Source organism: Acetomicrobium hydrogeniformans ATCC BAA-1850, from assembly GCF_000160455.2.
Classification (GTDB): domain Bacteria; phylum Synergistota; class Synergistia; order Synergistales; family Acetomicrobiaceae; genus Acetomicrobium; species Acetomicrobium thermoterrenum.
Window position 1 is genome coordinate 913,120 of the sequence record NZ_ACJX03000001.1, and the last position, 13,894, is coordinate 927,013.

Genomic DNA, 13,894 nt, shown 5'->3' on the forward strand with positions numbered 1-13,894 from the left:
AACCATGAATATAATTGTGCTGACAAAGGTCGTGCCCGACATAGAAAGGGTGAAGTTCGACGCAGCCAGGGGAGTGGTGGACAGGAGTTCGGCACCACAGGAGATCAACCCCTTCGACCTGAACGCCATAGAGGAGGCCGTGAGGCTTAAAGAGCGTCACGGCGGAAGGATAACAGCCATATCCATGGGCCCGAGTGACGTAGAGCAAACTCTCAAGGACACCATAGCCAGGGGCGTCGACGAGGCCATTTTGCTCACCGACAAGAAGTTTGCAGGTTCTGACACCTTGGCGACCTCTTATGCCCTGTCTCAGGCGATTAAGTCCACAGGCGACTTCGACATAGTGATCTGCGGCGAAAAGACCGTGGACGGCGACACGGGACAGGTGGGAGGCGAGGTATCGGAGTGGCTTGGCATACCATACCTTCCCTATACGTCTAGGTTGGATTACGAAGATGGGAAATTCAAGGCAAGAGTGGAGCTTGAGAACATTATATATGAGGTGGAGGCGAAACCTCCTTTGCTCGTATCCGTCACCAAGGACATAAACACCCCACGCCTTCCGGGGTTCAGGGAAAAGCTCAATGCCCGAAAGGCCCAGGTAAAGGAGATGGATGCCGAGGGGATCGAAGCCAACGAAGGTCGCCTGGGTTTTAACGGATCACCAACATGGGTATACAAGATAGAGGTGCCCGAGGAAGGACAGAGAGACTGCAAAATATACAAAGACCCCGAAAGCGGATTGAAGGAGATCATGATCATGTTGGAATCGAGGGATTTGATATGAGCCTTAGCGATGGAAGGGAAATTCTGGTCTTTGCCGAGCAACGCAGAGGTAGAGTTCACCCCGTCACAATTGAGCTTTTGGGCAAGGCCATTGAGTTAAGCGGTAACCGCGACCTTACGGTCTCGGCGGTACTTTTGGGCAGGGATGTAAGGGGCGAAGCGCAGGAGTTAATCTACTATGGCGCAAAAAGGGTTTATCTGTTTGAAGACCCCTCCTTTTATAATTACGATCCGTTTTTATATAAGGCAAATCTGGTTGCCCTGGCGAATGAGATAAATCCCTACGCCATCCTCTTTGGATCGACCCATATAGGGAGATCCCTTGCTCCTCGGGTTGCCGCTTCCTTGCAAACCGGCCTGACGGCAGATTGTACGAATCTTTCAATAGACGAAGACGGAGCATTTATCCAGATAAGGCCGGCCTTCACGGGAAATATATTGGCCCACATAAAGACCAAAACCTCTCCCAGCATGTCAACGGTGCGATACAAGGTCATGCAGCGCGCCAAAAGGGACGAAAAAAGAGAGGGCACTATCGTGAAGATGACACCGCTGCCTAATGACCCCTCCTGGGAGGTAATTGACGAAAGAGTTATCGAGGGCATCAACCTTCCCGACGCTGAAGTAGTAGTATCGGGCGGAAGGGGACTCAAAAGGGCGGAGGACTTCAAAATGTTAGAGGAGCTCGCGAAGCTTTTGGGAGGAGTCGTAGGATCGAGCAGGCCTCTCGTGGACGAAGGATGGATAGGGAAGGAACATCAAGTAGGTTTTAGCGGCAATACGGTCAAACCAAAACTTTATATCGCCTGTGGCATCTCGGGAAGTTCGCAGCATCTAGCTGGAATGAGGGACTCCGAAATGATAGTGGCCATAAACAGCGACCCGTCGGCCCCCATTTTCAGATACGCCGATATGGGGATCATCGGCGATATTTACGAGATAATACCCAAAATGATAGAAAATCTTAAAAGACGGTAAATTACGGCAGGCAGCCCTCGAGGCTGCCTTATTTTTTTGTGCCCCTTGATTCCATTAGAATTGCAACTGGGCGTAATATGGGCACGTTTTCGCAGGTGATTTTAACAACTACTGCTATTGGAACGGCTAAAACCGCACCGACCCCTCCCCAGAGCCAGCCCCAAAAAAGGAGCGACAGGAGTACGACGATGGGATTGATGTTGAGGGCGTCTCCCACTACTTTGGGTGCAAGAAAATTCCCTATGCTCATCTGTATGACCAAGAGGACAATGGCCGTAGTTATCGCAGGTTTTATGTCGGGATAAAACTGCACCAAAGCGACCAATATGGGAGGAATTGAGGCAATCAAAGAGCCGACGTAGGGTATAAAGTTAAGCACAAAGGCCAACACTCCCCAGTTGACGGCAAAATCGACACCTATGACTGAGAGGGCAATCCATACGGCTACGCCCGTCGATGCGCTTATGATGACTGTCGTGAGCAAGTATCGACCGATCTGATATGAAATTGAATTTATTATCTGTTGAACCCGCTCCGCTGTAGTTAAAGAAAAGGCGCGCCTGAGCCTCTCCGTGGACGCCGGAGTGCCGAGCAATATGAACACCAAAAAAACTACTATAAGAAAAAAATTGCTTATCAACGTAATAACTTTACCGGGAAGTGCAAAAAGCAGCGGGGCAAGTCGCCTTCCGAGGTCAAATTCCAACAACAAATCTGTAGGCAGGTCGGTTTTTTGACCTATTTCCTCAATTATCTTCATTAAGCGACCATAATAGTTCGGAAAGGCATTGACGAAGGGCAATATCCTTCTGTAAAGCAATGTGAAGGCCAATAGACAAATGACAAAAAATAGCGTTAGGATCAGTGAGACGGCCAGACCTCGAGGTATTTTCTTCTTTTCAAGTTTCAACAGCGCCGGTTTAAATATAAAAGAAAGTAGCCATGCTATCACCAGAGGCATTACAACGCTTCTGGCCGAGCGCAAAACGGCACCTCCGGCCACAATGCAGAGAAAACTCAGTAGCATCAGTAAAGTTTGGAAGCTGTACCAATTTATTACGAATGTTCTATCCCCGAATTTTCTGGGCCTATGGCGATCGTGTTCGGACATCGGCGAAACCTCCTTCGCATTTACTCCATTATTATAATCAACTTTCGTAAGCACTATCGGAAATTTATTGGTTCTTTGCAAATTATTTGCAAATGACATAAAATATTTTTTATGAACGAAAATACAGCAAATGATATTTTAAGGAGCAAGGGCCTGGCAGCAACGAAACAGAGAGTTGCAATTTTTCTAAAAATAGAGGAGTGCAATTGCCACTTCACGGCAGGGGAATTGCATCGAATGCTCGCTGAAGATAAATTCAGGGAAAGGGTGGACCTTGCCACCGTTTATCGGACGATTAAGACCTTTGAAAGAGCTGGTTTGCTCAGATGCGTGGCCGAGATCGGCAGTTGTCGATACTACGGGAGGATCGACAACTGCGGCTTTGAACACCCCCACTTTTATTGCAGGAAATGCAGGCGATTATTTTGCCTTAAAACGATGAAGTTGGACTCGAAGGATATAGAAAATCTCGAAAAAATTGGCTTCGAGCCTCAGTTTCTGCTTCTTACGGTAGAGGGCTTATGTGCACAATGTAGCGAAGGAGGACATTCTAAGAATGGGCAGGACGATAGGACGCAGAGGTCTGATTAAGATACTTTTGCTTTTTTTAAGCATATCGTTGTTTTTGGACAAAAACACATCTGCATTTGCAGATAATGAAGAGATAGTATTCGTTTCGGTGCCACCCATTGCCTATTTTGTCGAAAAAATAGGAGGGGAGACGATAAGGGTAGAATCGCTCATAAATCCCGGCAACGATCCTCACGTATATGAGCCAAAACCGAAACAAATGGCGGACCTTTCAAAGGCAAGGTTATATTTTTCTACGAACTTTCCCTTTGAGAGGAACCTTTTGACGAAGATAAAGGCCACGAACCCTAATCTGACCATAACCGAGACTGGTTATGGAATTTCATATATGGCAGATGCAGCACATAAAGGCCATGAAGGGGAGGACGACTTCGATCCCCATATCTGGAGCTCGCCCTTAAACGCTTTTAAGATAGCGGAAAATATCTACAGGGGGCTCGTTTCCACAAACCCGGAAAAAGTAGAAATCTACAGGAAAAATTATCTGGAACTGCTGAGAGGCATAGCAAAACTGGACGAGGAGTTATGGGAAAGGTCAAAGTCAGCAAGGGGGATTAAATTTCTGGTCTTTCATCCTGCATGGAGTTATTTTGCGAGAGATTACGGTTTAATTCAAGTTTCCGTGGAACAGGAAGGCAAGGAACCCAAAGGTGCTCAACTTTCCCGTTTAATCGAAGATGCCAAAAAAGAGGGAATTAAAGTGCTCTTCGTCTCTCCTCAGCATTCGAAAAGAAGCGCTAAAACCATAGCTGACGCCATAGGAGTGGAGATCGTTGAGATTGACCCACTCTCCAAGAAATGGGACGAGAACTTAAGATCCATGGTCAAGATTCTCTGCGAGGCTCTCTAGGCAGGTCCCAAGATGAGAGGCCCACAGGATATCTATTTCGAAGACGTCTGGTTTTCATACAACGGTTCCTTCGTGCTCCGGCAGGCTTCCTTTTCGGTGCCGACAAGGGAATTTCTGGTCATTATCGGTCCAAACGGAGGGGGAAAGACTACGCTTCTAAAGCTGATGCTGGGGCTTTACTCTCCTCAAAAGGGAAAAATCATTCTTTTTGGCGAATACACGCCAAGAGAGGCTTCGCACCTGTTGGGTTACGTCCCCCAAAACACAAATATAAATCTGGATTTTCCCGTCAGAGTCATCGACGTGGTGCTCATGGGAAGGTTGCGGGGTTTGAAATTCCTTTACACGAAAGAGGACAGAAGGGCCGCCGAGGAGGCACTTGAAATCATGGGCATGGACAAATATGCCAACGCCAGGATGAGAGAGCTTTCGCAGGGACAGAGACAGCGCGTGTTAATCGCCCGGGCACTGGTCTCTCAACCAAGAATATTGCTGTTGGACGAGCCGACGGCAAGCGTTGATGTCGAAGCGCAAAGGATACTATACGACAGATTGAGGGAGCTGAATGAAAAGATAACCATAGTACTCGTAAGTCATGATATGACCGTGATATCGAGCTATGCTACAGCCGTGGCCTGCGTCAACGGCACGGTCTATTATCACGGTTCAAAGGAGATAACTTCTGAGATGCTCCAGATGGCCTACGGATCCTGCCCCGTGGAGCTGGTAGCCCACGGCATTCCCCACAGAGTACTGGCCAAACACGACGGTGATCGCGATGCTTGAGGCCCTCCAATACGAGTTCATGAGAAACGCACTGGCTGCTGCTGTCCTGGCAAGTGTCATATGCGGGATCATGGGAACGATTGTAGTCAGTAAAAAACTGGTATCCATGGCGGGAGGGGTAGCTCATGCAGCCTACGGGGGCATAGGAATGGCATTGTTTTTCGGCTTTTCGCCCCAGCTTGGAGCAATCGGTTTTGCCCTTGCCTCCTCTCTTTTCATGGCTTGGACGACTTTAAAGATGGCCTCCAGGGCCGATACGGTGATCAGCATCATATGGGCCGTGGGGATGGCTACAGGGGTGATATTTTCAGACCTCACTCCAGGGTACGGGGCAGACCTGATGAGCTATCTCTTTGGCAGCATACTCATGGTCGCTAAAGAAGACATATTGTACATGGCAATCCTGAGCCTGGCACTTTGTGCTTTTGTACCACTCTTTTACGGGCATTTACTGGCCTATTCCTACGATGAAGACTACGCCCGAACGAGGGGAGTGCCGGTGGACGTCCTTCATTTCACGGTTATAGTATTGGTGTCCTTCTCCGTGGTGCTTACGATAAGGATCGTCGGACTTATTCTCGTAATAGCCCTTCTTTCCATCCCTCCCTACATAGCAGAAAAGTTTTGCCGGTCCCTGGCGGGGATGATGGCCACGTCCTTTCTCTTGAGCATGTTCTTTTCCGTCTTGGGCCTGGCGGCAGCTTACGCCCTCGATCTAACGTCGGGCGCAGCGATAATAATCATTGCCGCCATCGGTTATCTTGCCGCAGAGGTATATTTAAAGTTCAGAAAAAAGCCAAAGGGGGCTTGACAACTTTTCTCCTGAGTATTATAAAAAACGAAATTTAAGGTTCGACGAAGTGGTGAGGCAATATTATGATGCCTAAAAAAATAATATTTTCCATGTCATGCGGCAACGGTAGCAACTCTCGATCCTGGTCCCGAAACCAGGATTGGAAAGAGTGTTGCTTTTGGCCGCATGAAAGCTCGTAGAGTCTCGTTTTTTACATTAAGCTACAAAATGGGCCGGAGGCGACACCTTCCGGCCCATTTTTATATTTCTAAAAGGGGGGGAATTTATGTTTAAAGTCTTAATAACAGAACATATTCACGAAGAGGGCTTGAAGGAACTCTATGAGGCACCTGACATCGAGGTAATCCTTCGGTTGAACATGTCGCAGGAGGAGCTTTGCGATGCCGTCAAAGACATGGACGCCCTGATCACCAGGAGCGGAACTGCCGTGGACAAAAAGCTGCTGGAAGCAGGCAAAAAGTTGAAAGTGGTAGCCAGAGTCGGAGTGGGGGTAGACAATATCGATTTAGGCGCTGCGAGCAAGATGGGGATTATAGTGCTCAACTCGCCCACGGGTAATACTCTTGCCGCCACGGAGCTTACCATGGGGATGATATTTTCGATCGCAAGAAAAATCCCGCAGGCGAACAATTCACTGCTGTCGGGAGAGTGGAAGAGGGAGAAGTTTCTAGGGACGCAACTTTACGGAAAGACCCTTTTGATAGTTGGCCTGGGGAGGATAGGCTCCTCAGTGGCAACGAGGGCAAAGGCGTTGGGAATGGAGATATTTTGTTACGATCCATACATAAATCCGAAAAAGGCCGAAAACCTCGGAGTTAAACGTCTGGACGATCTAAGGGGAGCTTTATCCCTCGCAGATTTTGTAACCCTTCACGTGCCCCTGACGCACGAGACCAGAAACATGATCAACGAAGAAACTCTGAAATCTACCAAAAGAGGGGCATATCTGATAAATTGTGCCAGAGGAGGGATCGTAAACGAAGGAGCCTGTGCGAAGGCACTCAAGGAAGACAGGTTGGCCGGGGCTGCTTTCGACGTCCACGTCGTCGAACCGGCAAAGGAAAGCTCCCTTTTCGACCCCGCCATAATAGAGAAGGTCGTCGTAACACCCCATATAGGAGCAAACACCAGGGAGGCCCAAAGAGCCGTCGCCGAGATCGTGGTGAAAAACCTCATAAAAGCGCTATCGGGCGAACCCTACGAAAATGCCGTAAACCTCCCCTATATGGAAAACAAGATGACCCTTCAGGAAAGGGAGTTTCTGTCGCTTGCCAGAAGGATGGGCATGATAGCGGCTTGTGTCATCAAGGAACACGTTGATGAGATCACCGTGGCCATGGCCGGACCCTTATTTGAAGAGGTCGAGATAAGCTTGCCCTTTGAAGTACCCTACAGATATATGCCCTTCACGGCAGCGGCTCTTAAGGGGCTTCTCGAGGTAAGGCTGGGCCCTGAAGTGAACGCCATGTCGGCGCCTCTTCTCGCAAAGGAGCATGGTATAAGCGTCTTCGAGAGCAGGCGAGAGGCAAGGACGTATAAAAATGTACTTGCCATCGAAGTCAAATCTCAAAATAAGACCTTTTCCATGGCGGGAACGGTGACGGAAGAGGGCAAAAAGCGAATAGTAGGCGTAGATGATTACGAGATAGATTTCGTTCCCGAGGGGTGGGTGCTGCTTTTTTCCAACCACGACAGGCCTGGGGTCATAGGAAAGATAGGCACATTGCTGGGAGATTACGGAGTAAACATCGCAAACTTTGCCTTGGGGAGGAAAAATGGGAGCGGGCTTGCCATCGCTGCCCTTCAACTTGACAGCAGCATTCCAAAAGAGGCAATGGAAAAGATCCAAAAAGATGCAGATTTAATCTGGGCCCACCTGATAAACCTCAAAGGAGAGTGAAGATGTTGCGATACTACCTCATGAGACACGGAGAAACGACCTGGAACGCCAAGGACGTATTTCAGGGAAAGCAGGACACGCCTTTAAGCGAAAAGGGCCTGCTTCAAGCCAAGCTTACTGCGAGCCTCGCTTCCCGGATCGGAAAGGCAAGGATATGGTGCAGCCCCCTTAAGAGGGCATTGCAAACGGCAGAACTCCTGGCCGAAAGGGGCGGATATGAGATACTAACAGAAAAAGGCCTGATGGAGATAGATCACGGCAAATGGGAACGCCTTCATGTGGAAGAGGTGAAACGTCTTTATCCGGAATCCTTTGAGATGTGGCACAAAGAGCCCGATAAGGTCGTAATGCCCGATGGCGAAAGCCTGAGGGACGTTCAGGAACGGGCTTTAAGGGTTTTGACCAAAATAAGGGAAAGCGGAGAAGAGCAGGCTATTATAATGACCCATGACGCCGTGATCAAATGTCTTCTCTGCCATTGGCTCGAGCTTCCACTCTCGAAGTACTGGAGTTTCAAGTTCTCAAACTGCAGCGTATCCATAGTGGAGGAAGACGATAAGGGTAAGGCAGTCATCTTGCTCCTCGACGATGTATGCCACTTAGAGCAAGGCTGGACCTGGCCGGAACAAAAATCGGTGTAAATGGTTTTACAGATTCCTTAGGGCACAGCCTTGAGCATCCCTCCGTCAGCGATAATCGTTTGTCCCGTGATGTAGCTGTTGGCCTCGGAACAGAGAAACGCGGCCAGACGGCCATATTCCCGGGGATCGCCATACCTGCCCATGGGAATTTGTCTTAACATATTAGAGCGAACTTCCTCAAGCGAGAGGTTCTGGCGCTCTGCCGTTGCTTTATCCAACTGCTCTATGCGATCCGTTTTGAACCTTCCCGGGCCGATAACGTTGACCAATATATTATAGGGTGCCACTTCGCGGGCCAAGCTCTTCGTCATGCCCACAACGCCGAGGCGGAATGTGTTTGAAAGTATTAAATTATCAATTGCCTCCCTGACGGAAGATGAGGTGGAATTGAGTATCCTGCCCCAGCGCATCTTTTTCATGTAGGGCAACACAAGTCTAATCGTCCTGACAAAGCTCAGGAGGGTCAGCTCGAAAGCCCTTTGCCAGACATCGTCAGGAAAATCTTCGAACCTTCCCGGGGGAGGTCCGCCGGCGTTGTTCACCAGGATATGAATGGTGCCATACTTTTGAACGACAAAGCTGACAAGCTTTTCTATATCGCCAGATTTGGTTACGTCGCAGACGAAATGTAGAGGCTCTTTTCCGGTGCTTTCTTTTATATCCTTCTTTGCAACCTTCAGCTTCTCTTCGTTCGTGGAGGAAATTACTACATTCGCTCCTTCACTCGCAAGCTCCGTCGCAATGGCCTTTCCCAAGCCAGAACTGGAGGCCAGGACCAATGCTACCTTTCCTTCAAGCCCCATGTTCATGCGATTAGCCCCCTTTCTAATTATTCCCTTCTATCGTTTTTAAGCTTATCCGCTATGGACTTTATCATGTTCCAACACTGTAATAACCCGAGGACTGCGCCCAAAAGGGCACCCCAAAGGGGTATCGACCTGCCCAGTCCATATCTGTCCTCAAAATAAAGGCCCAAATAGTAACCCAACAAGACGAACCCTACGATCAAAAGGGCGGCAGAGACAACCTTCGCAAAAATCGCTATATCTTCGAAATTTAATTTAAAATTCATTTTAAATTATACGCCCCGATCGAACAGCGAATCAATGTTTTCCTCGAGAAACTTTACAAGCCTTTCGACTCTCTTGTCGTCCAAACCTCCTATGATCAACCTGCTTTCGTCTTGACTTTTCTTTACGACTACTTTAAGGCCGTGGCTTTTGCCGAGGGGCAGTTCAACGGTAGAGGTCTTCTTTCTTCTTGCATCGCCCGAGGCCTTAAGCCTACTTATCTCATTCTCAAGCCTTCTAACCGACCAGTAATGGACCACGCACTTTCGGGCAAGGAGTGTTTGGTCATCTCCGGAGGACAATCCCGAAAGAGCTCTTGCATGGCCTTCCGATATCTTTCCCTCCTCGAGCAGCTTCTGTACCTCTGCAGGCAAGTCAAGTAAGCGTAGCTTGTTCGACACAAGGGGGCGACTCCATCCCAGGCGGGAGGCCACCTCCTCATGTGTCATCTCAAACCTTTTTATCATCTCCGAAAGGGACTTGGCCACTTCGATGGGCGACAGATCCTCCCTTTGGAGATTTTCTACGAGCGCCACCTCGAGGGACTGAGCATCATCCAAATCGACTATTACAACGGGAACTTCCTTAAGTCCCGCGATCTTCGCAGCTTTCCAACGCCTTTCGCCGGCCACAACTTCGTAACCTTCCCCGGCACGCCTGACTATCAGGGGCTGTAAAATGCCATGTTCTTTGATGGACTCGGCCAGAGACGTCAAGCCCTCGTCGTTTATGCTTTGTCTCGGCTGAAAGGAAGAGGGTTTAATTTCGTCTATGGGCAAAAACCCCCGATCCTTTGAAGGGATCGCCCTTTTATCCTCGAAGGATGATCCTATTAGCGCTTCTAATCCCTTTCCTAAAGCTTTCTTGGATTTAGCCACCTTTCTTCCACCTCCTCGGCCAATGCCATATAGGCCTTGGCACCGATGCACTGGGGGTCATAGTAAATTACAGGTTGACCGTAACTAGGCGCTTCCGAAAGCCGAACGTTTCGCGGAATTGTCGTCTCGAACACGGCATCCGAAAAACGCTTTCGCACTTCCTCCGCCACCTCTTTAGAGAGGTTTGTACGGCTGTCGTACATGGTCAGGATGACACCCCCGATATGCAACCTTTCGTTGAGGTGGCGTCGCACTAGTTCGACGGTTCCTACAAGCTGAGACAGCCCCTCCAGTGCGTAATACTCGCATTGTATGGGAACTACCACCGTTTCGGCAGCAACCAGCGCGTTCACGGTCAAAAGCCCTAAGGAGGGCGGGCAATCTATCAGGATCAGGTCGAAATCCTTGAGCCTCGATAAGGCCTTAGCCAATCTGGTCTCTCTGCTCAAAAGTCCCACCAGCTCGACCTCCGCCCCCGCCAATTCCAGCCTGGCCGGCAAGAGGTAAACTCCCTTCCACGGCGTCGAAGAGACCACCTCATCAGGAGACGAGTCGTTGATCAACACGTCATACACGCTTCGAGACAACTTTCCCTTATCGATCCCCAATCCGCTGGTACTGTGCCCCTGAGGGTCGAGATCCGCTACGAGCACCCTTCTTCCCCTATCTCCCAGGGCTGCCGCCAGGTTCACGCAGGAGGTGGTCTTGCCCACACCTCCCTTTTGATTTGCTACGGCTATGATACGCAAAAGGCTCACCTCCACCATGGCCTTCTTTCGGGGATGCCAACCCTTCTGGGAACGCTTATTCGTGCGTCCTTTACCTTCTTCCATGTAAATAAGTAAAGCTTCTTGCCCGCCACCTCATAGCTCCATATCTCAAGCCCCGACCACCCCAATTTCTCCTCTTTGCCCTCTAATTCTTCCAGCTCCTCAAATCCCTTTAGCCCCTTGAAGGCGATGCAGCTACCGCCCCTTCTGACGAGGGGGGAAAAATATTCTAGAAGTACGCCCAGGTGGGAGACGGCGCGGGCAGCAGCCAAATCGTAGAGATCTTTATTTGAAGATGCGAATTCCTCCGCCCTGGAGCAATGAACCACGACATTTGCCAGATTTAAGTTGCGAACCATCTCCTCCAGAACGAGACATTTTTTTCTGACGCTGTCCAGGAGATCGACAAATACGTCGCTTCTGCAGACAGCCCATACGAGCCCCGGCAATCCCCCTCCTGTCCCGATATCCACTATTCGGATATTGGAAGGAATAAGCGGTAGGGCCGCGAGACAGTCCACGATATGTTCGTCGAATATACACTTTGGGTCGGCAGGCCCCGTCAAACGGGCACGGCTGTTTGCCAATCCCAGAAGCTTTGCATAGTCCATCAATTTATCTCTGTTAGCATCTATTATGCCTTCTAATACGTCCGATGCTACTTCTTTCGTCATTACTTTCAAATCTTCCATCACCTCCCATCGATGATATACTATTTTTCAAAGCCCTAACAACAGGCGTCTTTTTGCGATGCCTCCGTGATTTTATGTTATCATTATTATAGCGTGACAAAATTATCGAGGAATAGAAGACTAAGGGAAAGGGGAGATCGACATGTCCGATAAAATTATCTACGCTAGAGACGATAATTATCTTATAGTCCGTCTGAGAGACGGCGATGATTTTTTTGAAACGCTTTTGTCCTTGCTCAAAAAAGAGGACATTAAATCAGCCGTTTTAGTCTCTTCCGTAGGAATGATGAGAGACGTAGAGTTGGGCTGGTTTAGCGGGGAAGAGTACATAAAAAAATCATTCGAAGAGCCAATGGAGCTTCTTTCGCTCACGGGTTCCGTAAACGAGACGGAGGAAGGGAAAATATTCTTACACCTCCATGCGGTATTAGGGTCTTCGGATTTGACAACTGCAGGGGGTCATTTGTTCAAGGCTACAGTACATCAGACGAACGAACTGGTATTCCTGCTGCCGACAAATATAAATTTGAAGCGATTGAAAGAGGGAGAGGGATTGCTCAGGCTCTTCCCCGAGCGCAAGAAATAACAAGACTATGAAGAGCTTGGTTTCGCCAAAGGGCAAGAGGCGCTTGATTCGAAAGGCGCTTCTTGCCGCTTTTTTAATATTTCTTTACCTCTTTTCGGGCAATTTAGGAGAAAAGGAAGCTCTGGTAATCGACGTCATCGATGGCGATACTGTTGTAGCCGTGACGGAGGAGGGCGAAAAAGAAACCGTAAGATACCTGCTCATAGATACCCCAGAGCTTCATCATCCCCGCCGCGGAGAGGAAGAGCTAGGAAGAGAAGCCAAAGCTTTCAACGCTTCACTGGTAGCCGGCAGAAAGGTAAGGTTTGAGCTGGACGCAGAAAAAAGAGACAGGTACGGAAGGCTGCTAGCCTACGCATGGATAGAAGAAAAGGGAGAAGAAAAGATGGTAAACGAGATGCTTGTTAAGGAAGGTTTGGCTCTGCCCTATTTCATACCACCAAACGGGAAATATCTCGACAGGATTTCGGAGGCTGCGAAAAGGGCAAAAGTCAGAAATGTCGGGCTTTGGAAGATCGCCCGGAAGAGGGTTTACACTCCCGACCAGGTCTACTCGGCACTGCCATATATTGCAGGCCGTTATATAACGCTTGTCATGAGAATCGAGGAGGCCAAAAAATCGGGCTCCCGATGGTTGCTGTATGAAAGGAAAAGCAGATGTCAACTGGTCATATACGATAACAATGAACACCTTCTTGGAGCAAAAGATTTCATTGTAGGCAGGAAGATAAGGGCGATCGGCAAAATAACGGCTTCCCACAACGGCGCCGAGATGATCATCTCCGACACATCTCAAATAGAAATCGAGGTAAAGGCTAAGAGTCGAGTAAGTAAAAGAGCGGTTAGGGTTTTATGATTTATAATGATAATATATAGATTGAGAATGTAAAATTATGGTAAAATATTATTATGGAGGCGGCAAGTTATGTTTAAACAAATACTACCTAATAGGAAAAGCCTTCTTTTCATTCTATCGTCTTTTATGCTCATCTCTTTTTTTCTGACATCCCTTACAAATCTCTACGCCGACCAGTTTTTCAGCAAACTCGACATCGATGAGATCTCCCTTAAGGGGCATAAATTGCACATTCGCGGGGATACGGACCTGCCCCCAGGGTCTGCCCTGCAAATAAAGCTTATGATCCCTAAACTGGACGACGACAAGGGAAAGGACCACGATGTAAAAGTCCAGATAACCCCGGGTAAATTCTTCGTAATGATCGACCTTCCGAAGGAGTGGAAAAACGGTGGATGGATAAAATTTCTGTCCCTTAAAGCGATATTCGATCCCGATGATCAACCAAAGAAGGTCAGGGAGATAGTGGGCAATAAGGGAGAAAAGCTCAACGGCCCCAAAGTGAAAGTTCAAAAGAACAAAAAAATATTGGTCTCCGTTAAAAACGTTGCTTTCTAAATGGGCCTGTTACAATTGTAAATTGTA

Annotated in this window: 17 protein-coding genes; 11 read left to right on the forward strand and 6 right to left on the reverse strand. The window is 48.6% G+C overall.

What is annotated here, in order from left to right:
• The first annotated feature begins 4 nt into the window (after positions 1–4).
• Together HMPREF1705_RS04425 and HMPREF1705_RS04430 are read left to right on the forward strand one after the other, a co-directional pair.
• Positions 5–787 (forward strand): electron transfer flavoprotein subunit beta/FixA family protein, encoded by a 783-nt coding sequence (locus HMPREF1705_RS04425; RefSeq protein WP_009202096.1) that lies wholly within the window; start codon positions 5–7, stop codon positions 785–787.
• Positions 784–1,764: an electron transfer flavoprotein subunit alpha/FixB family protein gene (locus HMPREF1705_RS04430; protein ID WP_009202095.1), complete on the forward strand. Its 981-nt coding sequence runs from the start codon at positions 784–786 to the stop codon at positions 1,762–1,764. The genes HMPREF1705_RS04425 and HMPREF1705_RS04430 overlap by 4 nt, the downstream gene beginning before the upstream one ends.
• Positions 1,765–1,792: 28 nt before the next feature.
• Here the strand turns inward: HMPREF1705_RS04430 and HMPREF1705_RS04435 are convergent, their stop codons facing one another.
• Complete coding sequence (locus HMPREF1705_RS04435; protein WP_111089560.1) at positions 1,793–2,875, reverse strand: AI-2E family transporter; 1,083 nt, start codon at positions 2,873–2,875, stop codon at positions 1,793–1,795.
• A 111-nt stretch (positions 2,876–2,986) separates the two neighbouring features.
• Between HMPREF1705_RS04435 and HMPREF1705_RS04440 the strand changes: the two genes are divergently transcribed.
• The 6 genes from HMPREF1705_RS04440 (at position 2,987) to HMPREF1705_RS04465 (ending at position 8,457) form a co-directional block, all read left to right on the forward strand.
• Entirely contained in the window at positions 2,987–3,466 is a 480-nt protein-coding gene (locus tag HMPREF1705_RS04440; protein ID WP_009202093.1) for a Fur family transcriptional regulator, read from the forward strand.
• Positions 3,432–4,316 (forward strand): metal ABC transporter solute-binding protein, Zn/Mn family, encoded by an 885-nt coding sequence (locus tag HMPREF1705_RS04445; RefSeq protein WP_009202092.1) that lies wholly within the window; start codon positions 3,432–3,434, stop codon positions 4,314–4,316. The genes HMPREF1705_RS04440 and HMPREF1705_RS04445 overlap by 35 nt, the downstream gene beginning before the upstream one ends.
• Before the next feature lie 12 nt (positions 4,317–4,328).
• On the forward strand, positions 4,329–5,102 hold the full coding sequence (locus tag HMPREF1705_RS04450) for a metal ABC transporter ATP-binding protein (protein WP_009202091.1): 774 nt from the start codon (positions 4,329–4,331) through the stop codon (positions 5,100–5,102).
• Positions 5,095–5,913 (forward strand): metal ABC transporter permease, encoded by an 819-nt coding sequence (locus tag HMPREF1705_RS04455; protein ID WP_009202090.1) that lies wholly within the window; start codon positions 5,095–5,097, stop codon positions 5,911–5,913. The genes HMPREF1705_RS04450 and HMPREF1705_RS04455 overlap by 8 nt, the downstream gene beginning before the upstream one ends.
• A 268-nt stretch (positions 5,914–6,181) precedes the next feature.
• Positions 6,182–7,816, forward strand: coding sequence for a phosphoglycerate dehydrogenase (serA, locus tag HMPREF1705_RS04460; RefSeq protein ID WP_009202089.1), 1,635 nt, complete (start codon positions 6,182–6,184; stop codon positions 7,814–7,816).
• Positions 7,817–7,818: 2 nt separating this feature from the next.
• A complete protein-coding gene (locus tag HMPREF1705_RS04465; RefSeq protein ID WP_071804881.1) occupies positions 7,819–8,457 on the forward strand; it encodes a histidine phosphatase family protein in 639 nt (212 codons plus the stop codon).
• Between the two features lie 17 nt (positions 8,458–8,474).
• Here the strand turns inward: HMPREF1705_RS04465 and HMPREF1705_RS04470 are convergent, their stop codons facing one another.
• From HMPREF1705_RS04470 to rsmG, 5 genes are read right to left on the reverse strand one after another with little or no spacing between them, the layout of a single operon-like run.
• Positions 8,475–9,266, reverse strand: a complete 792-nt coding sequence (locus HMPREF1705_RS04470) for an SDR family oxidoreductase (protein ID WP_009202087.1) — start codon at positions 9,264–9,266, stop codon at positions 8,475–8,477.
• Between the two features lie 20 nt (positions 9,267–9,286).
• Complete coding sequence (locus tag HMPREF1705_RS04475; RefSeq protein WP_009202086.1) at positions 9,287–9,529, reverse strand: hypothetical protein; 243 nt, start codon at positions 9,527–9,529, stop codon at positions 9,287–9,289.
• Positions 9,530–9,535: 6 nt separating this feature from the next.
• The gene (locus HMPREF1705_RS04480; RefSeq protein ID WP_040348761.1) at positions 9,536–10,405 is read right to left on the reverse strand and encodes a ParB/RepB/Spo0J family partition protein; all 870 of its coding nucleotides are present in this window, start codon (positions 10,403–10,405) and stop codon (positions 9,536–9,538) included.
• On the reverse strand, positions 10,381–11,154 hold the full coding sequence (locus tag HMPREF1705_RS04485) for a ParA family protein (RefSeq protein WP_322786829.1): 774 nt from the start codon (positions 11,152–11,154) through the stop codon (positions 10,381–10,383). Before HMPREF1705_RS04485 ends, HMPREF1705_RS04480 begins: the two co-directional genes overlap by 25 nt.
• 5 nt (positions 11,155–11,159) lie before the next feature.
• Positions 11,160–11,867, reverse strand: coding sequence for a 16S rRNA (guanine(527)-N(7))-methyltransferase RsmG (rsmG, locus tag HMPREF1705_RS04490; protein WP_009202083.1), 708 nt, complete (start codon positions 11,865–11,867; stop codon positions 11,160–11,162).
• A 142-nt stretch (positions 11,868–12,009) separates the two neighbouring features.
• Between rsmG and HMPREF1705_RS04495 the strand changes: the two genes are divergently transcribed.
• The 3 genes from HMPREF1705_RS04495 (at position 12,010) to HMPREF1705_RS04505 (ending at position 13,867) form a co-directional block, all read left to right on the forward strand.
• Positions 12,010–12,453: a PPC domain-containing DNA-binding protein gene (locus tag HMPREF1705_RS04495; RefSeq protein WP_009202082.1), complete on the forward strand. Its 444-nt coding sequence runs from the start codon at positions 12,010–12,012 to the stop codon at positions 12,451–12,453.
• Between the two features lie 7 nt (positions 12,454–12,460).
• Entirely contained in the window at positions 12,461–13,309 is an 849-nt protein-coding gene (locus tag HMPREF1705_RS04500) for a thermonuclease family protein (RefSeq protein WP_009202081.1), read from the forward strand.
• Between the two features lie 69 nt (positions 13,310–13,378).
• The gene (locus HMPREF1705_RS04505; RefSeq protein ID WP_009202080.1) at positions 13,379–13,867 is read left to right on the forward strand and encodes a hypothetical protein; all 489 of its coding nucleotides are present in this window, start codon (positions 13,379–13,381) and stop codon (positions 13,865–13,867) included.
• The last annotated feature ends 27 nt before the right edge of the window (positions 13,868–13,894 follow it).